At 63.6% G+C, this 24,845-nt stretch carries 23 protein-coding genes; 18 read left to right on the top strand and 5 right to left on the bottom strand.

The window, feature by feature from the left end; all coding sequences use genetic code 11:
* Positions 1 to 65: 65 nt before the first annotated feature.
* Both HV765_RS25085 and HV765_RS25080 read right to left on the bottom strand, forming a co-directional pair.
* Positions 66 to 1,811 carry a collagen-like triple helix repeat-containing protein gene (locus HV765_RS25085; protein ID WP_175171364.1) on the bottom strand — a complete coding sequence of 582 codons (1,746 nt, stop codon included), beginning with the start codon at positions 1,809 to 1,811 and terminating at the stop codon, positions 66 to 68.
* Between the two features lie 394 nt (positions 1,812 to 2,205).
* The gene (locus HV765_RS25080; RefSeq protein ID WP_175171363.1) at positions 2,206 to 3,915 is read right to left on the bottom strand and encodes a ShlB/FhaC/HecB family hemolysin secretion/activation protein; all 1,710 of its coding nucleotides are present in this window, start codon (positions 3,913 to 3,915) and stop codon (positions 2,206 to 2,208) included.
* A gap of 489 nt (positions 3,916 to 4,404) precedes the next feature.
* On the opposite strand from HV765_RS25080, the gene HV765_RS25075 reads away from it, so the two are divergent.
* The 17 genes from HV765_RS25075 (at position 4,405) to HV765_RS24995 (ending at position 20,594) form a co-directional block, all read left to right on the top strand.
* Complete coding sequence (locus HV765_RS25075; RefSeq protein WP_175171362.1) at positions 4,405 to 5,235, top strand: MHYT domain-containing protein; 831 nt, start codon at positions 4,405 to 4,407, stop codon at positions 5,233 to 5,235.
* 117 nt (positions 5,236 to 5,352) lie between these two features.
* Positions 5,353 to 5,529, top strand: coding sequence for a Flp family type IVb pilin (locus HV765_RS25070; protein WP_054426500.1), 177 nt, complete (start codon positions 5,353 to 5,355; stop codon positions 5,527 to 5,529).
* 136 nt (positions 5,530 to 5,665) lie between these two features.
* Positions 5,666 to 6,187 carry an A24 family peptidase gene (locus HV765_RS25065; protein ID WP_245636424.1) on the top strand — a complete coding sequence of 174 codons (522 nt, stop codon included), beginning with the start codon at positions 5,666 to 5,668 and terminating at the stop codon, positions 6,185 to 6,187.
* The gene (locus HV765_RS25060) at positions 6,169 to 6,594 is read left to right on the top strand and encodes a TadE family protein (protein WP_420840155.1); all 426 of its coding nucleotides are present in this window, start codon (positions 6,169 to 6,171) and stop codon (positions 6,592 to 6,594) included. Before HV765_RS25065 ends, HV765_RS25060 begins: the two co-directional genes overlap by 19 nt.
* A gap of 1 nt (position 6,595) precedes the next feature.
* A complete protein-coding gene (locus HV765_RS25055) occupies positions 6,596 to 7,096 on the top strand; it encodes a TadE/TadG family type IV pilus assembly protein (protein ID WP_175171361.1) in 501 nt (166 codons plus the stop codon).
* Positions 7,093 to 8,049, top strand: coding sequence for a Flp pilus assembly protein CpaB (gene cpaB / locus HV765_RS25050; protein WP_175171360.1), 957 nt, complete (start codon positions 7,093 to 7,095; stop codon positions 8,047 to 8,049). The genes HV765_RS25055 and cpaB overlap by 4 nt, the downstream gene beginning before the upstream one ends.
* A gap of 65 nt (positions 8,050 to 8,114) precedes the next feature.
* Entirely contained in the window at positions 8,115 to 9,485 is a 1,371-nt protein-coding gene (locus HV765_RS25045; protein WP_082387193.1) for a type II and III secretion system protein family protein, read from the top strand.
* Complete coding sequence (locus tag HV765_RS25040; RefSeq protein ID WP_054426497.1) at positions 9,482 to 10,822, top strand: MinD/ParA family protein; 1,341 nt, start codon at positions 9,482 to 9,484, stop codon at positions 10,820 to 10,822. The genes HV765_RS25045 and HV765_RS25040 overlap by 4 nt, the downstream gene beginning before the upstream one ends.
* A gap of 33 nt (positions 10,823 to 10,855) precedes the next feature.
* On the top strand, positions 10,856 to 12,220 hold the full coding sequence (locus HV765_RS25035) for a TadA family conjugal transfer-associated ATPase (protein ID WP_054426496.1): 1,365 nt from the start codon (positions 10,856 to 10,858) through the stop codon (positions 12,218 to 12,220).
* The gene (locus HV765_RS25030) at positions 12,220 to 13,149 is read left to right on the top strand and encodes a type II secretion system F family protein (protein WP_175171359.1); all 930 of its coding nucleotides are present in this window, start codon (positions 12,220 to 12,222) and stop codon (positions 13,147 to 13,149) included. Before HV765_RS25035 ends, HV765_RS25030 begins: the two co-directional genes overlap by 1 nt.
* A gap of 12 nt (positions 13,150 to 13,161) precedes the next feature.
* A complete protein-coding gene (locus tag HV765_RS25025; protein WP_054426494.1) occupies positions 13,162 to 14,160 on the top strand; it encodes a type II secretion system F family protein in 999 nt (332 codons plus the stop codon).
* An 11-nt stretch (positions 14,161 to 14,171) separates the two neighbouring features.
* Complete coding sequence (locus tag HV765_RS25020; RefSeq protein WP_254600723.1) at positions 14,172 to 15,065, top strand: tetratricopeptide repeat protein; 894 nt, start codon at positions 14,172 to 14,174, stop codon at positions 15,063 to 15,065.
* Between the two features lie 22 nt (positions 15,066 to 15,087).
* Positions 15,088 to 15,621, top strand: coding sequence for a DUF3613 domain-containing protein (locus HV765_RS25015; RefSeq protein ID WP_175171358.1), 534 nt, complete (start codon positions 15,088 to 15,090; stop codon positions 15,619 to 15,621).
* A 51-nt stretch (positions 15,622 to 15,672) separates the two neighbouring features.
* On the top strand, positions 15,673 to 17,766 hold the full coding sequence (locus tag HV765_RS25010; protein WP_175171357.1) for a TadG family pilus assembly protein: 2,094 nt from the start codon (positions 15,673 to 15,675) through the stop codon (positions 17,764 to 17,766).
* Complete coding sequence (locus HV765_RS25005) at positions 17,766 to 19,166, top strand: sigma 54-interacting transcriptional regulator (protein ID WP_054426490.1); 1,401 nt, start codon at positions 17,766 to 17,768, stop codon at positions 19,164 to 19,166. The genes HV765_RS25010 and HV765_RS25005 overlap by 1 nt, the downstream gene beginning before the upstream one ends.
* Before the next feature lie 116 nt (positions 19,167 to 19,282).
* Positions 19,283 to 19,993 carry a DUF2968 domain-containing protein gene (locus HV765_RS25000; RefSeq protein WP_054426489.1) on the top strand — a complete coding sequence of 237 codons (711 nt, stop codon included), beginning with the start codon at positions 19,283 to 19,285 and terminating at the stop codon, positions 19,991 to 19,993.
* 139 nt (positions 19,994 to 20,132) lie between these two features.
* The gene (locus HV765_RS24995) at positions 20,133 to 20,594 is read left to right on the top strand and encodes a DUF1178 family protein (protein WP_054426488.1); all 462 of its coding nucleotides are present in this window, start codon (positions 20,133 to 20,135) and stop codon (positions 20,592 to 20,594) included.
* Between the two features lie 102 nt (positions 20,595 to 20,696).
* On the opposite strand, the gene efp is transcribed toward HV765_RS24995, so the two are convergent.
* From efp to HV765_RS24980, 3 genes are all read right to left on the bottom strand, one after another.
* Entirely contained in the window at positions 20,697 to 21,257 is a 561-nt protein-coding gene (gene efp / locus HV765_RS24990; protein WP_006225610.1) for an elongation factor P, read from the bottom strand.
* Positions 21,258 to 21,426: 169 nt separating this feature from the next.
* Positions 21,427 to 22,539 carry an elongation factor P maturation arginine rhamnosyltransferase EarP gene (gene earP, locus HV765_RS24985; RefSeq protein ID WP_175171356.1) on the bottom strand — a complete coding sequence of 371 codons (1,113 nt, stop codon included), beginning with the start codon at positions 22,537 to 22,539 and terminating at the stop codon, positions 21,427 to 21,429.
* A gap of 6 nt (positions 22,540 to 22,545) precedes the next feature.
* Complete coding sequence (locus HV765_RS24980; RefSeq protein ID WP_054426486.1) at positions 22,546 to 23,748, bottom strand: DUF2863 family protein; 1,203 nt, start codon at positions 23,746 to 23,748, stop codon at positions 22,546 to 22,548.
* A 228-nt stretch (positions 23,749 to 23,976) separates the two neighbouring features.
* On the opposite strand from HV765_RS24980, the gene HV765_RS24975 reads away from it, so the two are divergent.
* On the top strand, positions 23,977 to 24,753 hold the full coding sequence (locus tag HV765_RS24975) for a DODA-type extradiol aromatic ring-opening family dioxygenase (protein WP_175171355.1): 777 nt from the start codon (positions 23,977 to 23,979) through the stop codon (positions 24,751 to 24,753).
* The last annotated feature ends 92 nt before the right edge of the window (positions 24,754 to 24,845 follow it).

The following is a 24,845-nucleotide window of genomic DNA, read 5'->3' as shown; positions in this document are numbered from 1 at the left end:
TCACATGCTCATGGTGTATGAGGTTTTCTTGAAGCATGGTGTTACTCCCAAGCGTTGGTAGTCGATTACTTCTTGGCCGAGAGGCCGCCCAGCAAGCCACCCAACAGTCCGCCGTTGGTGGTTCCATTCGTGGTGGTGCCGGTGACGCCGCCCAGCACGCCGCCCAACAAGCCGCCGTTGTTGGCAGCGCCCGCACCCGCCGCACCGCCCGCACCGGCGCCCGCCGCGCCGCCTGCGCTCACCCCAGCACTGGCGCCCGTCCCGGTGGTTGCCCCGACGGACACACCGCCGACCAAGCCACCGACCACCCCGCCCAGCAAGCCGCCACTGGCCGTACCGCCCGAGGCGCCGCCTGTCGTGCCGCCCGCAGCACCGCCTGTCACACCGCCCAGCAGGCCGCCCAGCAAGCCGCCGTTGGCCGTGCCGCCAGCGGTGCCCCCGGTGGCGCCGCCCGTCGCGCCGCCCACGGCGCCGGTCACGCCGCTCAGCAGGCCCGTCACCGGCGCCAGCAGGCCGGCTACGCCACCGTTCGCCGGGGTGCCGCCCGCACCGCCCAAACCGCCCACGCCACCGAGAATGCCGGTGATGGGGCTGAGCAAGCCGCCCGTGCCGCCTCCGGTGACGCCACTGGTGACGTTGTTCAAGCCCAGTCCACCCGTCAGCGAGGCGACAGCACCTGTGGCGTTGGCCAGCGTCGCGCCCAACGGATTCGTGTTGCCCGGCGTGGCGGTGAGCAGGCCGCCGGCACTGGCCACTGCGCCGCCCAGGCCTTGCAAGACCCCGTTCAAGCCGGCAGTGTTGCCCGGCAGCGTGCTGCCGGCGTTGGCAACGGTGCCACCCAAGCTCGTGAGCAGGCCGGCGACCGGCGCGCCCAATTTGGTCGTATCACCCACTTGTTGCGTCAGGCCGACCACTTTGCCGGCCAGCGGGCTGGCGGTGGGGTCAAGCGCGGCGCCCACACCCGTAAGGGTCGTTTGCAGCCCCAGCGGCAAGACGTTGTCTACGGTCTTGCCGGCATTGCCCAGGGCAGGCTCCAGCAACGGGGTCGACGGGCCAGATACAAGGCCGCCCGTCACGCCGCCCGCGACCTGCATAATCGGGTTCAGCAAACCCCCTTCGCCCGACAGGCCCGCGGTCAGAGCGCCTACGGCGTTCGTCGCGTTACCCAGGACGTTCTTCAGAGGCGCCGGATTGTTCGGGTCTGCATTCAGCAGGCCACCCACGCCCGATACCGTTTTGCCCAAGCCATCGACCAAGCCGCCGACGCCACTGTCCAAACCGCCGGGCAGACCCGAGCTTTTCACCGAGCCGCCCAGGTCGCTGACCAGGCCGCCCACTTGTTTCGTCACGCCATCCACGGGCTGACCCAGGCCGGTCGTGGCGCCCACTTGCTGGGTCAGGCCGACGACGGTGTTGGCGATGGGTTCCACAGTGGGGTCCAGCGCTTTACCCACACCACTCAGCGTCGTGCCCAGATTCAAGGGCAGGGTGTTGTCCAACGCGGTACCGGTATTGCCCAGCGTGGTTTCCAACAAGCCGGCGGATACCGGGTTCGTGGGATTGGTGGGGTTCGTGGGGTTAGTCGGGTTAGTCGGGTTGGTAGGATTCGTGGGATTGGTGGGATCGGTGCCACCGGGGTTGGTCGGATTGTTGCCGCCCGGATTGGTCGGGATATCGATGCCGGGCAGGCTGGCTGACTTCTTACCGCTGCCGCCACCGCCGCAGGCAGCCAATGCGCTCATCAGAGCTGCAGCCAACAGGGTGGAGGTCAGAACGCGTTGAATACGGTTTGCTTCGACTTTGGAATACATGGCGAGCTCCTAGTGGGATAAGCAGGCGCTGAAACTGCCCGATACGTCTCTCCATGCATAAACCGTGCCAATTTTTTTCAGAAGTGCGTTTTTAGGAATGAATTTGAAAGGTGTTCCTTAAAAAAATCCTTATATATCAATGGCATGCGACGCAAATAAAGGGTTTGCACTAGGCATGGGAAATTCCCATTTTTGCGACCACGAAAACGCTGCGAATGTTACGAATGACGGGGGATTGCCCGTTACGTTACGGGGAACGTTACGTAACGCGATGTGGAAAACGGGGTGCGGAACTGTCGTAACGCGGCAAGCGCCGTGGCCTTTATTAATTGATGCATCAATAAAAAACGCCTGCTTAAGCAGGCGTTTTTATTCGGCTCGGCGTGGCGTCAGATCAAAATGCGTCGTAGAAGAGTGAATAGTTGGCGTTGAATCGAACGTCGCGGCCATCGTTCACGGTGGCCGAACCCACAGGCTTCGCCACGTTGAAATCGAATAGATAGTATTTGTCGTCCGTGAAACGCAGGCCCAGCGCCACGGAAGACAAGTGCCGATTGTTCAAGGCTTGCAGGCCCTTGTTGTTGTACCAAGTGCGTGCATAGTCCACTAACACGTAAGGCTGAACCCCCGCGACGTATTCCCAACCCGTGGCAAAACGGCGGTTGATTTCAGCGGATACGCCAATGCCTTTGTCGCCACTTTGGTCGCCTTGCGGATACCCCATGGCATAACGCCAGCTGCCATAAGATACTTGCTCCGACGACGGCAAGATATTGCTGGAGTACTGGCCAGCGCCCGACAACGTCAGGCCAAACTGTCCCGGCAGCGCAAAGATCTGCTTGGCGCTCAGGTTATAGCGGGTGAAGTCCAGGTCCAGGATCGGGGTTGCCGAGTACCCGTAGTTGGTCGAGATATCTTTCTTTGCGCCGGCCGCATCGAACCCTTTAGAAACGCTGACTGTCACGTCCGTGGAAGCGGCTTCCCCTACCTGCACATAGCGCAGCTCCGCATTGGCGGCGCGCACGCGGGCGTCTTGTTGCAGCCAGAGGTCGGTGGTGCGCGAATCGTAACGGTCTTTGGAGTTGGCGGCGTACATGCCCAGCGTGCCCGTCAGCGATCGCGTGTTGTTCAGCAAGAACGGGTAACTGACGCCAATACCGATACGGTCGTTTTTCACGCGGCGTTCAAAACCCAGGTATTCGACGGCGTCATCCTTGGGTTTGGCGTCGTAATGGTAGCCGTCGACTTTGATCGCCAGGCCATCGGCGCCGATGGGCACGCTAATTTCACCCATGACGTATTTCACGTCGTCGCTATTGAAAGGGATGGCCGTCGTCAGTTTTACCTGTTCACCCAAAGGCGTCAGGCTGTTGGCCGCCATATTGACGATGGGCTGCATGCCCGTGCCCAGGTCCGCAATGCCGCCGGTCAGGCTGACGGGATGGCGGGTCGCGGTCAACACCAATTCGGTTTCGCCATCGGCGCGGCGCGGCAAGTCCAGCGCGGGGGTGAATTTCACGCCGGGCACGGTGCGCATCAGATTCAGCTGCCGTTCGAGCGTGGCTTGTTTCAGAGGGCGGTCTGCTTTCAGCGGACCCGCAAGGGTTTCCAAGCGGTCTTGCGCATTGCCGATATCGCCTTCGATTCGAACCGTTCCGATATACCCCTCAACCACTGTCACGACGACCAGTCCATTGGCGAACGTCTGGTTTTGCACCAAGGCAAAGGACAGGGGATAGCCCTTATCGCGATACAGCTGGGTAATCTTATCGACCTGCTGCACCAGTTCGCCCAAGCTGATTTCTTTTCCTGACAGCGGGCTGAGTATTGCCGAGACTTCTTCAAACGGGATCGCGTGCACACCGCTGACGTCGAAATTCAGCGGCACGATGCGCTGCGCCAGACGCGCCTGCAACGCCAATTGTTCGGGGGTGGCCGTTTGTACGACGGGGGGTGGCTGCGTCGCGCCCGGCGGCCGTTCCAGCTGGGGCAGGGCATCAACGGGATTGCCGCGAAGTGGGCCATCCGCTTGCGCCGCAGCGCTAAAGCCAAGCAGGCAAATCAGGGCGAGGGTAAGCGGACTTGCCGGTACGGTACGTCTCATGCCTTGTGTTTCTCTCGTTTCCGCAGGCGCTATCCCTTGTGTATTCAATATTCTCTAGATATTGAATATATAAAGGGACATAACGTTAGAAGAAAAAATTTACCTGCGCTGCTGGCGGTATGGTGCCAGCGGCTAGGGATAATGACAATTTATTTCATTGTGACCAAGTGGAAACGGCAGGATAACAACATTGCGAAACTAGCGGCAATGGAAACATATAAGACAAGTGAGGGTTAACTAGCGGTTTTTAATAGGATTCCTACTATTTTTGCTGTATTCGTTACATGTCTGTTGTCGCAGTCTCAATAAGATTGGTATAAACCCTGATGTGTATTAAATGTTAATAGATAAGACTATATAAACGTATCAATACTATCGGCTATTCGGACTACCGGGGGTCCACCAAATGGACGAGCTAGACCGTAATACTTCTTGCGACGGCGCAGCGGCCGCGCACTGCAATGGCAGATTATTTCGCCGGGGCCATTCATGAACCCGGGTGACATCGTTCCCCTTTCTTTCAATAGCGGCCTGGTCGCGTTGTCATTCCTGACGGCGGTGCTGGGCTCGTACGTTGCTTTGCTTGCCGCCGCCGGTATCCGAACCGAAACGCAGGACGGCGAAATCCGTATTGGTTACATCATCATCGGCGCCGTCGCGATGGGCGGCGTCGGTATCTGGAGCATGCATTTCATCGGCATGCAGGCGCAGAACCTGCCGTTTGAAGTGGGCTATCAAGTGGGCCTGACGGTACTCAGCTTTTTCGTCGCAGCCGGCTTCTCTGGCTGGGCATTCTGGTTTGTCGGGCGCGATCGCTTCACATTTTCCCGTTGCGTCATCGGTGGCACGGCCGCGGGCCTGGGCGTTGCCGCCATGCATTATCTGGGCATGGGCGCCATGCGCATGCCGGCAGTGCTGCTTTGGAATTTTCCGATCGTTGTTTTATCAGTCCTTATCGCAGTTGTTGCGGCGTCAGCCGCGCTGTGGCTTGCTTTCAATACGCAGAATGAGTTTCAGCGCGCCGGAGCCGCCATTTTGATGGCGGTGGCCGTGTGCGGCATGCATTACACCGGCGCGGCCGCCGGCACCGTTATCTGCAGCACCCCGCGTGACTATTCCAGCCTGCAAATTGGCGGGCTCATGCTGCCTTACATCGCTTTCGTGCTGTCCGCCGTCACGCTGCTGATCATGCGTTGGCAACTACAGCGGGCGTCCCGCCGTTTCCGCGCGCGCATGGCGCAACGGATTGACTCTTTCATTGAATCGGCGCCGGTGGCCGAACCAGGCAAGTTGCCGGGTTCGACCCTGGGGCCGGGTTAGCAGGACCCCGGTTTGCTTCGGGTGGGGAATACACCCGTCAGCAAGCAGTTCCGGGTTTAGGGGGCTGGTACCGCGTTGCGGCGCAGCTCAATTATCAATCGAGACTAGGAGCTCGACATGAAAGCGAAACTTGCGCAGTTCTGGAACGACGAAGATGGCATTACCGCCCTGGAATACGGGCTGATCGCTGGGTTGGTTGCTGTTGCCCTGATTGCTGCCGTGGGCACATTTAGCGACGCGCTCAGCACCATGTTCACGGATCTCGGCGCCAAGCTCGACGCGGCAAGAACGTAACCCCCAGGACGCGTACCGCGATGGCTGACGCCGTTGCGGTACGTGCCTGATTTGCCGTAGCACCGCTTGACTGAGTGGCATGTTCATCTGGATGGACATGCTTGCCGTTGAATCTGATTGATCAGAAGGTCCTGCCTTGTATCCAGGGGAAGTGCTGTGGTGGCTGCTGTTCGCAAGCTGGAATCTGGCGCTGATCTACAACGATCTGCGCTATCGCCGAGTACCCAACACGTTGATCGTGGCTGGGTTTGCGGCGCAGCTGCTTTGGCTGGTTGCCGCCGCCCTGTTGCCTGGATGGCTGTATCCCCCTCGCTGGACGGGGTGGCCCATGACACTGGCAGGCTTTCTGAGCGCATTTCTCTTCTTGCCGCTTTGGGGCCGACGCGTGATGGGCGCGGGCGACGTCAAGGCGATCGCCATACTGGGACTGCTGCTGGGGCTGGCTCCTCTGATTCTGGTGCTGGTGGGAGCAAGCCTGCTGGCGGGGCTGCACGCGCTGGTTTACGTGTTGGTGTCGCAATACTGGGCGCTGTCCGACCGGACGCGCAAGATTCCCTACGGCATGTACCTGGGGCTCGCCGCGTTCAGCGTGGCGCTTACGCCCTTGAATTCGGTTTGGTATTCCTGGTGTTCTTCCTGGTGCTCTACGGGATCCTGACGTTCGGGCTCGCGTTTCTTGCGCAGAATTCACTGACGCTCGCCGCCCAGGATGGGGCTCGCAAGGTGCTCCAATGGCAGGCCGGAACCACGTCGCTCACCGCACGTGCCAATGCCGGACGCGACACCGCGCTGGACATCGCGCAGTGGGTCTCATCGATGTCGTCCGCGCCAATCAAGGTGGCGGTGTGCGGCAACGGCGGCACCTTGAGCAGCAGCGCGGGCGGCACGTGCAGTGGCCAGACGCTGGCCCCCGATCAAATTGAAGTGACGGTGTCTTACGCCTACGGCGCGAATCCGCTGATTCCCAATGTTCCGTTGTTGCAGGCGGTGTTGGTGCCCGCCTCCAGTGTGCTGAGCGCGCGCGCCACCGTGCACCTGGGCAATACCTTGGGCGTAGGGGGCTGATATGCCGCTGCCGACATCGCCCCGCCGGTCTCTTGCGTTGTCACCCCGCTTGATGCGGCAGCGTGGCATCGCCGCCCTCGAACTTTCGCTGACCCTGACCATGCTGCTGATGTTCGTCTGCGCCGTGGTCGGCTATGGCGTGCTGTTCTGGATGCAGCAGCAGCTGGCGTCGGCTGCGACGGAAGGCGCTCGCGCCGCCGTGTATGCGCAGATCAGTGGCAGCAACAACGTGCAGGGCGATGCCTGCGTCGCCGCCATGAGCGTGTTCTCTACCGGTTCCGCAGTGGCGTGCGCGACAACGCGCGCGCCCTGCACATGGGCCGGTTCGGGCGGGCAGACGGCCAACTGCGCCACGGTCGCCATGACTTACAACACCCAGTCCTGGCCGTTGCTGGCGACGCTGCAGACGTTCATCGTCATGCTGCCCGGCACGAACAAGAACTGGGTGCCCACCCGGTTGTCATCGAAAGCCATCGTGCAGATATCGCAAGGGACACCATGAGCAGTCTTAGCAAGATCATCGCGGGCGTTTTGTTGGTGGCGGGCATCCTGCTGGCCTTCCTGGCGTGGCGTTTGGCGTCGCATTCCAGCGCGCCGCCGGCGCCGCCCGCGCCGGTGGCGGCTGCGCAGGAACCGGCCGCGCCGCCAGTCACCTTTCATCCCGTCGTGGTGGCCAGGGAAGCGATACCGGCCGGCACCCGCATCGATTCCGCAAAAATGCTGATGGTGGCGCAGTGGCAAGTCGCCTTGTCCAACAGCTTTGATTCCGTGACGCCGCTGGAAGGCGCCGTCACGCGGGTGGATATCGCCGTGGGCGATCCCATCGTTCCCAGCCTGTTGGCGCAAGGGCTAGCCAAGCAGCTCAAGCCGGGCGAACGCGCGGTGGCGGTGGCGGTTGATGAGGTCATCGGCGGCGGCAACCGTATTGCGCCGGGCGATCTGGTCGACGTGTTCTTCATGGTCGAGAAAAGCCCCGAAGTACCGGGCGGCCAGGCGCGTCTGCTTCAGTCGCAAGTCCGCGTGCTGGCCTATGGCCGGCAATCCGTGGATGGGCCGGAAGAAAAATCCGTGCTGCAACAAGGTCCGGGCCAGCCTGCCAAGACCGCCGTGCTGGCCGTGCCGGTGGATCAGATCAATGACTTGATATTGGCCAGCCGCGCGGGCCGCCTGCAATTGGCGCTGCGCCCCGTGGGCGATGACGCCGTTCCCGACGTGACGCTGTTCGCCAAACGTGGCGCGGTGTTGTCCACGCGCGCCGACCTGACGCCTGCGCAACGCGAGGCCTTGCTGACCGGCCCGAACCGCGCGTTCGCCGGCGACAGCCTGGTGCAGCTTGATGGCACGACGCCAGCCGCCCGCACGACGCCCAACCGCGTGGCGGGTTCCAGCGGCGGGGGCGGCGGCAGAACCGTTGAAATCGTGCGGGGAGATAAATCCGAGCGCGTGCGTTATTGACCGAGGCTGCGCGTGGCCAGGTGCCGCCCGCGGCTGGACCTTTCAAAACAAGTAGATCCAGCACAATGAAGAAATATCAGCGCACCACCTTGATATGCGTCCTGTCGGCCGCAGCGGCGATGACCTACGGTGTCGCCAGTCTGGCGCAAACCGCCACGCCTGCGGCAGGTGCGAATGCGCCTGTCCGTGACATCGCGGTGGCCGTGCGCGGCCAGCAGTCGCTCATGCTGGATGGCGGGGCGCCCAGCCGCATCGCCATCGGCGACCCGGAAGTGGCGGACGTGAAGGTCTTGCCGGCGTCAGGCAAGCGGGCGGGGTCGATATTGCTCTACGGCAAGAAGGCCGGCAGCACTCAGCTGCAAATCTGGACCGGCAACAACGCCGCGCCTCAGATTTGGAACGTGCGCGTGGCGGGCAGCGTGCAGGCGGCCTTGGCCAGCCGTGGCCTGGAAAGCGGCGCCAACGTGGATATCGCGGGCGACCGGGCGGTGGTGTCGGGGCATGCCGAAACGCCGCTGGGCCAGCTCGCGTCCGCCAAGGCGGCTGCTGCAGCGGTAGGCGACAAGAATGTCGTCGACGTGTCCACCGCGGGCACGGGCGGTGTCGTGCAGGTTGAGGTCAAGGTCGTGGAAGTGTCGCGGTCCGTGTTGAAGCAGGCGGGCATCAACTTCGCCGCTCGCAACGGGCCTTGGGCCAGCACCAGCGGCACCTTGGCGGGGGCCTTGGGGTTCGTACGGGGCGACGCCATCGCCTCGGGCTTTTCACTGTTCTACGACTCAAACGACTTCGCGGCGCGTCTGCGCCTGTTGCAAACCAACGGCATGGCGCGCGTGTTGGCGGAACCGACGCTGGTGGCGTTGACGGGCCAAAGTGCGAGCTTCCTGGCCGGCGGCGAGCTGCCGATTCCGGAAGCCGGCGGCCTGGGCACCACCACCATCACCTTCAAGCCCTTCGGTATCGGCCTGACGGTGACGCCGACGGTGCTGTCGCGGGAACGCATTGCGCTCAAGGTCGCGCCGGAAGCCAGTGAGCTGGACTACAACAACGGCATCTCCATTCCCAACGGCTCTGAAGCCCCTACGATGATCCCCGCGCTGCGTACGCGCCGGGCAGATACGACGGTTGAACTGGGCGACGGGGAAAGCTTCGTCATCAGCGGCCTGGTGTCGCGCCAGACCAAAGCGTTGGTCAACAAGGTTCCGATGCTGGGCGACCTGCCCATCATCGGCGCGTTTTTCCGCAGCGTCGATTACTCCCAGGAGGATACCGAGCTGGTCATTGTGGTGACGCCGCGTCTCGTGCGCCCGATTGCGCGCGGGGTGACGCTGCCACTACCCGGGGGCCGCCAGGAGCGTGCCGATTCCACATTCAATGCCTGGGGCTATTACTTGATGGGCCCCGTCGGCGGCGAACAAATGCCGGGATTCTCACGGTGAGCAATATGAAGACACATGCCAGCGAGTGGGTGGGCCTGCAAAATGGGAAGCGGTTCCTGTTTTGCTCTAAAGGCGATGGTGTTGCCGCGCAGCTTGGACATGCCCTGGGTGACATGGGCATGTTGACCCAGGAGACTCCTGGCGTGGAAGAGTTGGCGCGGCGCTTGACCGAAATTGCCCCCCAGGTGGTGTTTCTGGATTTCACCCTGAGCGAAGACGAACCGGGCAAGCTGTTCAAGTCCGCGGAGTTGGCGCGGTTGCTGGCGCGCATTGCGCCGACTGTTCCGCGTGTGGCGGTGGGCCTCTTGAGTCAGCCCGAAGGCGCGATCGCGGCATTGCGTGCAGGCGTCAGCGATTTCGTCGACCCCTCCGTGGCGCCCGAGGAGGTCAAGGAAGTGGTGTTGCGCTTGCTGGATGTGCCGGCGGGCGGCGGGCGCATGGACGGCTCGCGCCGCAGCGTCCTCTTGCTGGGCGCGCGGCCCGGTGTCGGCACCAGCACGCTGGCCGTGCATCTTGCCGGCATGGTTCAAGACCGCCTCAAACACATGCATGCGGCGCGCGCCACGGCGGCGGGCGCCAAGCCCGCCAAACCGCCGGAGCAGGCGGGCGCGATGCTGCCTCTGTCCAGCCGCGTGGCGCTGATGGACCTGGGCTGGCCCGTTGGCGATTGCCAGCTGTATCTGAATATCGGCAGCGACTTCGATTTCGCCGAAGCCGCCCGCAACTTGCGCCGCCTGGATTCCACCTTGTTGGGATCGGCCATGGCGCACACCCCCAACGGACTCAGCGTGCTGGCCTTGCCGCGCGACCTGAACCAGATGCGAGATGTCTCGCAATCCGATTCGCTCTTGGTGTTTGAACGCATGCGCCAGCATTTCGGCGTGGTCGTGGCCGATGCAGGCGGCTTCACGAATCCGGAATTCGTGGCGGGTCTTGCGCGGTCGTCTCAACAGAACTGGATCGTGACCGACCAGAGTGTGGGTGCGCTGGTGTCGCTGGCCGGTTTGCTGCAAGAGCTTGAGCAACTGCATGTCGACCGCCGCAGCCTGGGCTTGATCGTCAACCGTTACGACGAACGCTATGGCATGACGGCGCAACAGATTGCCGACCGGTTCCAGCTGGATCTGATTGGCACCTTGCCCGACCGCACGCTGGCGCTGATGGTGTGCACGAACCAGGGCCATTTGCTGCACGAGGAGGCCGAGCGCGATGTGTACGTGCGCGCCGTGCAGACGCTGGCGGAAAAGCTCAGCGCGGAAGAGAACACCCCCGGCGGGAGGGCAAGCTGGCTGGCCACCTGGCTGCCCGGCGTGCACCGCCGCATGATCGTTGGTTAACGGCAAGATTCAGGGACGGCGGCGGAATCCGACATGATCATGACAGCGACCATAGAGTTCGGCGGCGATGGCGACAAAGGGTTCTCGTCGTCAAACCGCTTCCAGGAAGTGAAAACGGCGGCGTACGAACACCTGCTGTCCCGTATCGAGGAACTGGGGGCGGAGTTCGGACGCTGGGCGCGTTCGGCGATACAGGAATTCGTTGATATCGAAGTCGCCAGCTTTGTCCGATTGCGCCGCGTGCCCATCAACGAAGGCGAAATGCGGCAGATTGCCGAAGCGCTGACCAAGGAACTGGCGGGCCTGGGGCCGCTGGAAGATCTGCTGGCCGATCCGGCGGTGGAAGACATCCTGATCAACGGTTACGACAACGTGTTTGTGTCGCGGCGCGGCGTGCTGGCCCGCGAGACGCTGCGCTTTACCGATAACCAGCACGTGTTGCGCATCGTGCGCCGCATCCTGGCGCCCATCGGTCGTCGGCTGGATGAATCCAGCCCCATGGTGGATGCACGCTTGCCCGATGGCGGCCGCTTGAATGTGGTGATTGAACCGCTGGCCGTTGATGGCCCGATGGTGTCGATCCGGAAGTTTCGCCAAGACCCGCTCAAGCCCGCTGACCTGCTGACACTGGGCACGTTCGACGAAGAGATCTACCGCTTGCTGCATGAAGCCGTGAAGAACCGTTGCAACGTGCTGGTGTCAGGCGGCACCAGCTCGGGCAAGACGTCGCTGCTGAACGCGCTGGCCTTTTTCATCCCCGAAACGGAACGCGTGGTGACGGTGGAAGATACCGCCGAACTGTCGCTCAACCATCCGCACGTGGTGCGGCTGGAATCGCGCCAGGGCGGGTTCGACGGCAGTGGCGCAGTCAGCATCCGCGAACTGATCCGCAACAGCTTGCGGATGCGGCCTGACCGCGTGGTGGTGGGCGAAGTGCGCGGCGCGGAAGTCATGGACATGCTGCAAGCCATGAACACCGGGCACGAAGGCTCCATGGCCACCATCCACGCGAACTCGCCGCGCGAATGTCTGTACCGGATCGAAATGCTGGCGGGCTTTGCGGGCTTTCAGGGCAGCGAAGACAGCTTGCGCCGGCAGATTGCCAGCGCGCTGGACTTCATTGTGCAGATTGGCCGCTTGTCCAACGGCAAGCGGCGCGTGCTGTCGGTGACCGAAGTCACGGGCATGGGCGACAACGTCATCTCCACGCAGGAACTTTACCGCCACGAAACCTTCACCACGCCTGAAGGCGAAGAGAAAGACCGCTGGAACTGGCTGGGCATTCATCCGCACACGCCCAAGCTGGCCAAGATGCGCAACGAAGCGCGCGCCAACGACAACCCGCAAGGGGATAACGATGGCGGTGGCGGCGGCGGATTCTGGAGCCGGAGGCGCTGATGCAAGACGCTCTGATCCTGGGAGGCATGGCGCTGCTGCTTGCCGTCGGGGCGGTGCTGTTGTGGCGTCACGCCAATAGCGGCGCGCGTCGCAAGGCCAGCTCTGATTTTCTCGACAACCAGCTCAAGCGCGGACGCGAGACGCCGGCCGAAGGCACGTTTTCGGAAGCGGCGCGCGGCAGCGCGTTGCGCAGCGGCTTTTCGGGCTGGGACCGCATGCTGCTGCTGGCAGGCGTACGGCAAACCCCGGGTTTCTATCTGCGGATCACGCTGCCTGTGATTGCGGGCGGTGTCCTCGCCTGGCTGTTCCTGGGGCCGCTGTCTGGCGTGGTGACCAGCATCATGCTGGCCGTGCTGATGTACTTCATGTTGTGGCTGCGCGCCGACCGCCGCCAGCGGCGCATGATCTCGCAGCTGCCCGCATTTCTGGACAACATCGTGCGCCTGATCACGATCGGCAACAGCATGGGGTCGGCGTTCCAGACGGCCGCCGCAACCACCGACCAGCCCTTGCTGGAAGTGGTGGAAACCGCGGCCAGCCTGAGCCGCTCGGCCAAGGAATTGGATGCCGCGCTGGTGCAGGTGTCGCGCATGTACGGCTTGAAAGAGCTCTACATGATTGCCGCGGTGGTGTCGCTGGCCATGCGGTTCGGCGGGCGCAGCGACCAGGTGCTGGAGCGTATGGCGGCCTTCATGCGCGACGTGTCACAGGCCCGCGACGAGCTCACCGCCAGCTCGGCCGAAGTGCGCTTGTCGGCATGGATTCTGGCTTTGCTGCCCGTGGGCATTGCCGGTTTCATCATCGTGGCCAACAACAAGTTGTTCATGGGCCTGTGGGAAGACCCGGTGGGCTTCAAGATGCTGCTGACCGCGGTGGGTCTGCAACTGGGCGGCTGCTATTGGCTGTACCGCATGGCCAAGTCGATTTAAGAGGAGGCGACGATGGATATCCTGCAATCCTTGAATGCCTCGACGGTGCTGGCGGTGGCGCTGATGCTGGTTGCTGGCGCGATGCTGGTGCTGGGCGTCAGCATGACGCGGCGCCTGCGCGGCCAGGGCCGCAGCCGGCAGGTGGTTGAGCAGGCGCTGGCCACGCGCAAGAATGCGGGGGCATCCGCGGCAGTGGCGCCTGCCGATGCAAGCAAGGGCAAGTTCGCCTCGGCCACGCGTGCGGCGGACGCGTTCGGCAAACGTCTTAGCGAAGGCCGTCTGGCCGACGCGCTGCTGGCCGCCGAAGACCGCAAGATGGTCGACATGGCCGGCTACGCCGACATCGGCACCGCGCGCTCGCGCTTTGTCGCGGCGCGTTTCGGCTTGGCCATCTTGTTCCCCGTGCTGGCAGTGGTGCTGGACCTGAAGAAGCACCTGATCAACTCATCGATGGGCGTGCTCATCGCCGCCTTCTTCGGGTTTGCGATTGGCTACATGCTGCCCAAATGGATTGTCCGGCGGCGCATGGCGCGGCGGCGGCGCATGGCTGCTGACGAGCTGCCGCTGCTGATTGATTTGCTGCGTCTGCTGCAAGGCGTCGGCTTGTCAATTGACCAAAGCATGCAGGTACTGATCAAGGAATTCGCGCAGGTGCTGCCGGTGCTGTCGTCCGAGCTGCGTCTGGCGTCTGAACTGTATGTGCGAGGCCGCACGCGCGAACAATCGCTGGCTCGCCTGGCGACGGGCTTTGATAACGACGACCTGTCCGCCATCTGCCGCCTGATCGCGCAGGTGGATCAGCATGGCGGCGCGGTGCAGGAACCGTTGAACCGGTTCGGCGAGCGGCTGCGCGACAAACGTCGCTTGGAGCTGAAGGAAAAAGTGGGCAAGACCACCGTGAAGATGACGGGGGTCATGATCTTGACGCTGTTGCCCGCGCTGTTGATCGTGACGGGCGGCGCAGGGTTCATTGCGGTATTGCGCGGTATGTCGCGCTTGGGGGGCTTGTGATGGCTGGTGGCATGGGAAGAAAAAAGGGCGCCCTGCGTTGGACCTTGATGGCGGCAGCCATCGCGGCCGTTGCCGGGCTGGCCGGATGCAAGAGCAATAGCGCGGAGAGCGCTTGGCAATTGATTCAGCAGCAACAGCAGGAGCAGGCGTTGGCACGCCAGAAAGAGGAGGATGCCGAGAACAAGCGCCGTCCGAAAGAGCCCGAAATGATGCTGTCGCTGATTTCGGAAGCGCAGCGCCAGGATCGCTACTTTGCATCCCTGGCTTACATCGACGCTTTTCAGCAGAAATTCGGAAACGATCCGCGCGTGGCCGTGTTGCGTGCGGAAGCTTTGCGGCAGACCGGGCAGGTGGCCATGAGCGAGCAGGCGTATCGCGCGCTGCTCAGCACTGATCAGGCTGCCGACGGCTGGCATGGCTTGGGCCTGATTGCGGGTTCGCGCGGGCAGTTCGATCAGGCGGCTGACGACTTCGCGCGCGCGGCAAAGCTGTCGCCGATGGACCCGCGCATTCTGGGCGACCTGGGCTACGCGCGCTTGCGTGCCGGTGATCCGTCAGGGGCTCGTGTGCCGTTGGGGCAGGCGGCCGAACTGGCGCCCGACAACGGCAAGGTGTTGGCCAATCTGGCGGTGCTGTTGCTGGTGGAAGGCGAACCCGTGCGTGCGCAGCGCTTGATGGATCAGGCTCAACTGGGTGATGAGGCGCGCAGCCAGGTGCTGCGCTTGGCCTCGGATATCCGCAGCCAGCGCACGCTGTCGCCCTCGGCGTCGACGGTAGCGGCGCCGTCGGTGTCTGCGGCATCGGCGGATTCGCCCGCGACGCGGGTGTCCAGCGGGGGCGGCATCGTCATGCCGATGATGAGTCCGTTGATGGAAGGGCTGAGCAATGGCCCCATCGTGCGTTAACTCCGAACTCAGGAAGCCAACCATGTCTCGTTTTCGCATGCCCGATTTCCGCATTTCTGGTCCCCTGACATTGGCGGTGGCGGTGGCCACGTTGATGCCGTTGGCATCCCTTGCGCAATCGAACGCGCCGCTGACCGGCAACATGACGAGTGGCGCGCCGGCTGCCGGGACGCCTGCAGGGTCGCCTGCCGGGTCGCCTGCCGCCGCCGCCGCTCCCGCTTCTACATTGCCCCAGGCGCAGTTGCCTCAGCGGCCGGTGGTGCAGCAGGTGCAGACGCCGATGCCGCAGCCTGCGGCGCAGTCCGCCCAATCCGCCCAGGCCGCACCGGCGGCTGCGGCCACCCAAACGGCATCATCGGCCCCCGCCGTTGAAGAAAATTTCGGCGACGTCACGCGCGCCTTGCTCGCGGCGCAGGCGGACGGCCGGCGGGCGGGCGGCGCATTACCCGTCCTGGGGCCCGTATCCACCGCAGCCTGGAACCGCTATCTGGATAGCTTCTCGCATCCCATACCGGAATATTTGCAGAAGCGGGTCGAGACGAAGAACACCAATTAAGCGTGGACCCGCGGCGCCCGCGCGCGATTCCCCTCCAAGGTTGCTAACGTCATGCCAGCCCTTCCTCTTCGTGTTCCGCCGCTGCGTCAGCGCGGCAGCATGGCCATCGCCGTGGTGTTCGCGGTGCTGGTGGGCATCCTGTTGCTGGGCGTGGCGCAGCTGGGCTATGGCTATTACATGAAGCGCGAAATGCAGAAGGCGGCGGATCTGGCCGCGCTGTCTGCGGTGCAGGTGCTGGGCATGGGCTCGGCCGCTGACTGCACGCGCGCCGTCACGGCGGGGCGCACGTCGGCATTGGCGAACGTGCCCAATATTTTCGACACCTTCGCGGCGGGCGACATCACCGTGGAATGCAAGCTCTGGGATTCCACCCGCGCCGACGCCACGGGCATGCATGTGTTCGATCCCACTGGCGCGCAGACGCTCAATGCGGTGCGCCTGACCATCCGCAAGGACCTGAGTAGCCTGTTTGGCGTCTTGGGCCTGGGGACGACGGTGTCGGTGAACGCGGTGGCAACCAACACCCAGCCCGTTGCGGCGTTCATGGTGGGCTCGCGCTTGCTGCGCTTGCAACGCGGCGGCCTGTTGTCGCAATTGCTGTCGAGCGTGGGCGCAACGCCCACGCAGCTGGACGTGCTGGATGCCGCGGGGCTTGCCAGCGTCAACATCACGCCTTCGGGCTTGCTCAAGGCGCTGGGCTTGCCGCTGTCGGTTGCAACTGGCGTGGGTACGCCCGCCGAGCTGGCCGCGGTCAACAACCTGACGCTGGGCCAGTTGCTGCAAGCCACGCTGACGGTCGTCAACCAAAGCGGCACGGCCGGCGCGAACGTGGGGCTGGTCAGCAACGCCATCAATACCGTGCTGGCCGTGATGCCGTTGAACTTGCCGGTCAAGCTGTTCGGCAATGGCGGCGTGTTGAACTTGTCGGTGGTGGGGGGCGATGCCACGGGCGCATTGTCGGCGAATCTCAACGCGCTCAACCTGCTTGAAACCGCGCTGGTCGTGGCCAACGGCCAGAACCTGATCAATCTGGGCCTGAGCGTCCCGCTGCTGGGCGTGGACGCCCGCGTGCGCGTGGTGGAGCCGCCCACCTTGGCGATTGGCGGCATCGGCACGCAAGCCACCAGCGCAGGCATACGCGTGTACATCCGGGTGAATACCAGCAACATTCCGCTGGTGGGGCCGCTCTTGGCGAACACGCTAGGCACGAAGGTGGACCTGCCCATCATCGTGGACGTGGCGCAATCCACGGGCACGCTGACGAATCTGTGCCAGGCGCCATTGACGCAGTCGCAAGCCACGATCGCGGTGACGTCGTCCGTGGCGAATATCTGCCTGGGTCGGTTCCCGGGCATGACGTCCAGCACCGATCAAACCGCCGCCAACTTCGTGTCGCTGACCAACAGTTGCCAGGTCAGTTCGTTTTCCGCCATCCAGCGCTATCAGGTGCTGAATGTGCTGGGCATCTTGCCGTTGACGGCCAAGGTGACGTTGCCGGTATTCAATTCAACGGCGCCCGTGTCCGTGACGCTGACCGAACCGCCTGGCACGCCGTCCACGCAGACGGTGACCGCCACGTCCGTCAACCTGGGCGCGCTGGCATCGAACCTGTCAGACGCCTTGATCGGCGGCATCTTGGGCGATCTTTTCAACACCGGCACGCCGCTGACGGCGGCCGAGCGCACGGCGTTGGCCACAGACTTGGTGGGCGGTGGCGGCAGCAGCGCCGGCAACTCCATCACGCAGGTCGTCAATAACTTGCAGTGGTCCACGACTGCGCTGAACCAGTTAAGCGCGCGTCTGACCACAGGCGGCCTGACGGGCGTGTTGGGCGGCACGTTGCAACTGGTCGGCAATGTTCTGAGCTCGTTGTTGCTGGCGCCCGTGAACGACGTGGTGTGCGCGTTGGGCTTGACGCCTAGCGCCATCCGCCAATGCCGTATCAATTCCGTCGCCTCGTTGGCGCTTAGCGGCAGCTCGCAGGTAAGCGGTGTGCTGTCGATTGTGGTGAACCTGTTGCAACCCGTGCTGGCGCCGCTGTCTACCTTGTTGCAGCAACTGCTAGACCTGCTGGGTCTGAGCGTGGGCCAGACTGACGTTTCGTTGCTGTCCGTGGATTGCGGCCAGCCGCGCTTGGTGTACTGATGACTCAAAAATTCGCGCGCGACGAGTTCGATGTGTACGTCTGGGAAGGCACTTCCGATATTGCCAGCCGCGCCGAGCGCTGCCTGGCGGGCATGGACGTGTCGCTGGTGCGGGCGGATGCGGGCACCGCGTTTCCGCCACCGCGCGACCCGACGCGTCCGGCGGTTGCGCTGGTGTCGGTATCGGTGATGGGCGACAACCGGTTCAGCGGCTATGACTGGCTATCGGTGCAGGCAATGCCTGTTATCTGGGTGTCGGCCGAAACCCGCGGGCGCGATTCGCGCTACTACCCGCCCGAATACTCGTACACCTTGCCGCTGTCTTTCACCACGGCAGACCTGCGCAAGCTGCTGTTCGAGCTGCTTGGCACGCTGGACCAGTTCAATCGCACCGCGCCCAAGCGCGAGCAGCCGCTGATCGCGGTGTCTGAGCCGATGCGGGCGTTGCTGGCCGAAGCCGAGATGTTTGCCGACTGCCGCAGCAATGCGCTGATCCATGGCGAAACGGGGGTGGGCAAGGAGCGCATTGCCCGTCTGCTGCACGACCGCGCGGCCTGGTCCGACGGGCCGTTCGTAGCCGTGAATTGCGGGGCGATTCCCGAAGGTTTGTTCGAAGCGCATTTCTTCGGTCATGCCAAAGGCGCTTTTACGGGCGCGGTGGGCGCACACAAGGGCTATTTCGAACAGGCAAATGGCGGCACGCTGTTCCTGGATGAAATCGGCGATCTGCCGCTGTACCAACAGGTGAAGCTGCTGCGCGTGCTGGAGCAAAGCACCGTGACCCGGCTGGGTTCCACCGCCGAGGTGCCGGTGGACTTCCGGCTGGTCGCCGCCACCAATAAAGATCTGCGTGTGCTGGTGGGGCAGGACGAATTCCGCGCCGATCTGTATTACCGGCTGGCGGTGATCGAGCTGCGTATTCCCAACCTGGAACAGCGCGGCGGCGAAGAGAAGATCGCTATTTTCCGTTCGCTGCTTGAGCGCCTGGGCGGGGAAGGGGAGCCGCCGGACTGGCTGCTGGAGCGCGTGGCGCGTACCCGCTATGCGGGCAATGTGCGTGAACTGTCCAACGTGGCCGAACGCGTGGCCATCATGCAGAAGCAGTTCAAAACCTGGGACCAGCCCCGCATCGAACGCATTTTTGATCAGATTGCCGAACCGCTGCGCGCAGCAGGTGCGTTGGGCGGCGCCAGCACGCTGTGCGAACCGCCCGTCTTCACCGATGCGGAGCGCGCCGAACGCGCCCGTATCCTGGCCGCGCTGGACGTCAACGGATGGCGCCGGCAGGACACCGCCAACACCTTGGGCATCAGCCGCAAAGTGCTCTGGGAGAAGATGCGCAAACTGCATCTGGGCGGCGGCCAAGGCGAAACGGCGGAAGGAATCGTCGAGGCATCCTGATCACGCAATAGGGAAAGGCCCGTATCGGGCGACAAATTGCTTGCCGGCAATGTAAGTGGAACAGCCGCGAGCGAAATAAATTGCTATAGTTCCGCAACGATTTTTTTGGGGAAGGCATGAACGTCCAATTTATCCGTGCCGCCACTCGCATGGCGCTGTTGGGCACGGCTCTGTCCGGCCTGGCGGCTTGCGCCAGCGCGCAATCCGAAGCGCCGCGGCCCACGGTTAAGCAGGTCGAAGACAAGCAGCCGGCCACAACGCCGGTGACCCCGCCCGCCGCGCCTGCACCCGCTGCTGCACGGCCGTCGTCGACCGTGGCTGAATTGCAAGGCCTGATCCAGAACCGTCAGGTCTCTGAGCTGCGTACCGCCTACAACGGCACGTACGGCGCCAGCCTGTTGTTCAAGCCGGACGACCTGACGTATTACGTCGCGCTGTTTCAGCAAAAGGATTTCTGGCGCGTGCTGAAAACGGTGTCGGAAAAGCAGGCCGAAGCGACGTACCGGGCTTTCACGACGCAATCGGCCGAGCTGGCCGAAGTGGACATCAAGCGCATCAAGCTGCAAGCCGAATACGCCAATGCTGAGAAGCTCTTGGCCACCCGCAGCGCGCAGTTGAGCACGCTGCAAGCCGACCGCACGCTGCGCATGCAGCAGGAAGAGCAAGTGGCGGCGCGTCAGGAACAGTCGCGCCAGGAAACCACCGCGTTGGCCGATCAGCAAAAGGATGTGCGTCAGCAACTGCGTGATCTGCAACGCCAGATCGATTCCCTGCAGGCGCAGCAGGCGCAAATCGACGCCAGCCCGGCGTCCAAGCGCGGCAAGTAAGCGCAGGCTTACGCCAAGACGAAGACGGGCCTTCGGGCCCGTTTTTTCTTGAAAGCCCGTGTCCTTTATCCCATCGCTGCGGGAATGGCGCTTGCTGGTGGATGCTTGATATCTTGCGCCCGGACCCCATATAGCCACCATGGCTCTTAAAGTTTTCGATCTCCAGTGCGAACACAGCCACATTTTTGAAGGCTGGTTCGGTTCGCACGAAGACTATGACGCGCAAACGGCGCGTGGCTTGGTCACGTGCCCAGTGTGCGGGTCGGCCACCATTACCAAGCGCCTGTCGGCCCCGCGTTTGAATGTGTCGCACCTGCACGCCCCGGCGGCCCAAGCGCCCGCCGTGTCGGCTGGCGCGTCGGATGCCGAGAAGATGGCGGCGGTGCAGGCGTTGGTGATGAAGCAGGTGCGCGCGCTGTTGCGCAATACCGAAAACGTGGGCCCGCGCTTTGCCGAAGAGGCGCGCCGCATCCACGATGGCGACGCCGATGAGCGGCCCATTCGCGGCACGGCCACGCAGGAAGAACGGCAATCGCTGGCCGAAGACGGTATCGACGTCATGGCCGTGCCGGATTTTCTGGACGACGAACGCTTGCAGTAAACGTTGGCAAGCGTTGCCGGCCTTCACGCGGCGATATGCGCAGACATAAAAAAAAGCCAGGCCCTGAAAACAGGGCCTGGCTTTTTCGTACCTGCTGCCGGATCAGTTGTTGACGCGGCTGCGGTATTCGTTCGTGCGGGTGTCGATTTCGATCTTGTCGCCGATGGCGCAGAACAGCGGCACGTTCAGTTCGTAGCCGGTGTTGATCTTGGCCGGCTTCGTGACCTTGCCCGACGTATCGCCACGGACGGCGGGTTCGGTGTAGGTGATTTCGCGGACCAGCGTGGTGGGCAGTTCAACCGAGATGGCGCGGCCGTCGTAGAAGACCACTTCCACGGGCATCGCTTCTTCCAGGTAGTTCAGGGCGTCGCCCATGCTTTCGGCTTCGATTTCGTACTGGTTGTACTCTTCGTCCATGAAGACGTACATCGGGTCGCCGAAGTAGGAGTAGGTGCACTCCTTGCGATCCAGTTGAACGACTTCGAACTTTTCGTCGGCCTTGTAGACCGATTCGCTGGCCGAGGCGGTCAGCAGGTTCTTGAACTTCAGCTTCACAACAGCAGCGTTACGGCCAGACTTGTTGTATTCGGCTTTCTGGACCACGAGGGGGTCCTTGCCGACCATGACCACGTTGCCGACTCGCAATTCCTGAGCGGTTTTCATCGATAAAACTCCGGGGGTGATAGGTGCACTCGCCGTGCTTGCAAAAAACCGCTGGCGCTCGGTAGCGTGTTGCTGATGGCTACCCAAGCTCGCGACGTTTCATGCACACCCCGGGAGGCGTCATAGTTGAGGCCCGACACATTCAGGGCGACTCAGAAAACTCTCTATTCTAACGTTTCTTGGCCAAGTCTGCGCAAAAGTCGGCCAGATTTTCGGCGAGATCCGGGCGCGCGGCCTGGCTGGCGTCCCAGTCGCGCGCGGCGTTGGCCCAGGCTTTCCATGCTGCGGGCGCAAGCGCTGCGGCGGCCGTTGCTTGTGTTTGGCCGGTTTCCGGCTGGTTCCAGGCGCGGATGAGCGCGTGGGCGGAATCCGGGGCCGGATAGCGGGCCAGCCAGGCGTCCAGCTTTTCCAGATGGATGTTTTCGTCTTGGGGGTAGATCTGCCACACCAGCGGCCGGGCGGCCCAGGCGGCGCGGATGAAGGAATCTTCGCCGCGTACGAAATTCAGGTCCGAACTCCACAGCAAGCGGTCGAAATCCGGTTGTGCCACGAACGGCAGGCGCGCGAGCAGCGGCGCGCCGGGCGCCGAACAGGCCGCTTCCAGCCCGGGGGCGATGCCCTCTGGCACCAGCAGAACGCTTGCGCGCGGGTCCGCCGCCAGGGCCTGCACCAGCGCATCGACCGGCGCGGAAGGGTAGCAAAACAGAGACACCGTGCGCGCGCCGTCTTGCCGGCGCAACAGCACGGCCTCGTCCACGCCTAGCGTGCGCAGGAAGGCATTTTGCTGGTCTATCGACGCTTGCAGCGCGTCGCGCTCGGCGGTGAGGCCGGGTTCACGCAGCAGGCCACCGGTGGCTGCCGTGAAACCCGGAAAGAAGAAGTGCTTGACCAGCCCGTCGGGCCGCTGCGAGGGCAGGCCGTGGCAGCTTTCCACCCAGGCTTCCGCGCTCAGATATTCCAGGTTGATCCAGGCAGGATGCGTTTGGCGCATGCTGTCCAGAAACGCGGGCGGCGGGTCGCAGGCAAAGGCTTCGATGACGACATCGCGGGCGGTCAGGGCCGGGTCAGGCGTGTCGGACCAATGGACGATGTCGACCCCGCCCAACTGCTGGCGGGGGGCTGACACGGTGATGCCCGGCTGGATGCGTGCAAAGCTGGCCAGGTCGTCGACCCACAGGCGGATATCCCAGCCACGGCCTTGCGCAAGCCGGCGGGCCAGCCGCCAGCACACGCCGATGTCGCCGTAGTTGTCGACGACCCGGCAGAAGATGTCCGCTTGCATGGCCGCTTAGTGGAACTTGGCGGGCGCGGCCTCGGCGTCCTCGGGCAGTTCGGCGTGCACCAGCTCGCCCAGGGGATTGGGGAAGTAGGGCGCGCCGCAATCTTCGCAGTACTCGGCCGGCAGCACGCCGGGAATGCGGCGCACTTCGGTGACCCCGTATTCCTTCAGCAATGCGGCGATTTCGTCGACCACATCGGGCTGGCCTTCTTCGGACGGCAGCTCTTCTTCGCGGCCGTACAGCGGCCACACGCAGCCGTAGTAGACGTCGTTGCTGCTGCGTGCCGTGAAGCTGATGCGGTATTCGTCGATGCGGCTTTCACCGCAGCCGGCCACGACCGCGCGCAATTGCGAGGCTTCGAGGCTGACCGCGCCTTCCAGCCAGCTGATGGCGGCGCGCAGCGACAACGGGCGCACGCGGCGGTCGGCTTCGCGGTTGCTGACGTAATAGGCGTCAGGCAACAGCGCTTCGAAACCGCAGCCCGGCAGCAGCGCGGCCAGCGTGGGCTGCGCCTGCTCGGCCCATTGCGCCTGGCAGGCGTCGCGGGTGGCGTCGGCGTCGCCCATGCTTTCCTGCCAGCGGAAGATCGGCGCGTTTTCGGGCACTGCCACCGCGCCGATGATGTAGCGCGTGTCGGCCAGCATGTTGGCGGTTTCGATTTCGGTGTTCAGCGTCGGCTTCGTCGTTTCGGCGCCCAGCGCCTGCGAACCCAGGCGTTGCAACCACTGCCAGGTTTCGCCGAAGGTGCGCGGCATCTGGTCCACGCTGACCAGCATGGGCATCAGCGCGGTGCGGGCCTGGCTGGACAACACATGGCCATGCAACTGAGCCAGCAGCGCCTGTTGGGCGGTGGCGGAAACGGGGCCGGTGGGAATGGCGTACCGGGTCCAGGCGACGATGGGCGCGACGATCAGCAATACGTCGTACTGGACGCCGTTTTTCTCGATCTTCATCGATTCAGACAGGGTTTCGGCCTGCTCGATCAAGACCTCGTAAGCGCCTATGTCGCTTTGCGCGAGGTGGTCCAGGGCCGCTTCCAGCGGGGCATCCTGCCCGGCCTTCAGCAGCTTGGGGATCGCCTCGCCAAGCTGGTTCTCCCAGAACACGTCTTCGACGCGGCTGCCCGAGCGGTTCAGCGCTTGGGCAAGCGCAACCAGGCGGGTAGCGTCACGGGTCATGCGGGGAGCGGATTGGCTGCGGGATCGGGCCATAACTTCGAGGGACGTCCAGTAAGTGTGTAACGACGTAGTTTAACGCCCGCCGCGCGCACCGGCATGACGGCGCGGCATTGCCTGGTAATAGGGCAATGCGGCGAGCGAGGCGGACGCTTCGGCACATTAGTGCTGGAATGACAACAGATTATCCCCACTGCGGGGGTTTATTGCTGATTGGAAACAGCTGAAAATGCTTCCATCAACTTATTCTCTGGAGGCTTCGCCATGCGTTGGCCTACGCTTTTTGTTTCTCACGGCTCGCCCATGCTGGCCGTTGAACCGGGCCTGACCGGCCCCGTGCTGGCGGATTGGAGCGCTGCGCAAGGCCGCAAGCCGCGCGGCATTCTGGTGGTGTCGCCGCACTGGATGGGCGAGGGCCTGGCGCTGTCCACCCGCGATCAACAGGTGGCCTGGCATGACTTCGGCGGCTTTCCGCCAGAGCTCTACACGCTGCAATATGCCGCGCCGGGTTCTCCCGAGCTGGCCGCGCGCGTGCAGGCGCTGCTGGCCGAATCGGGCATTGCCGCCGACCGCGACCCGCGCCGTCCGCTGGACCACGGCGCCTGGGTGCCGTTGCGCTACCTGTATCCCGACGTGGACGTGCCTGTGGTGCAGTTGTCGCTGGACATGGGCCGGGATGCCGCGGGCCAGCTGGCGCTGGGGCGGGCGTTGGCGCCGCTGCGTGATGAAGACATCCTGATCATCGGGTCGGGGTCGTTGACGCACAATCTGCGCCATGTCCGCATGCCGCAGAATGCGCCGGCGGTGCCGTACGTGCCGGCGTTTCAGGAGTGGTATGCGCGCAATCTGGCCGAGCACAATGTGCCGGCGCTGCTGGACTGGCAGGCGCAGGCGCCGGGCGCGTTGCAGGCCCATCCGCACGACGATCACCTGATGCCTTTGTATGTGGCGCTGGGCGCGGCGGGCGCATCGGCCAAGCGTCTGAACGACGAGATTTCGTACGGCGCGCTGGCGATGGACGCGTATCAGTTCGACGACTGATGCGAAGCCCTTAGGCGACTGGCGCGTATTCGTTCGGCGGCAGACGCCGGCCGTTTTCCGCCAGTAAAAAGCCCCGGAACCTGGCGGTTCCG

This window comes from Achromobacter kerstersii, from assembly GCF_902859595.1.
Lineage (GTDB): Bacteria > Pseudomonadota > Gammaproteobacteria > Burkholderiales > Burkholderiaceae_B > Achromobacter > Achromobacter kerstersii.
Note: the sequence above shows the minus strand (reverse complement) of the source record. Positions and strands in the feature narration are given on the sequence as shown.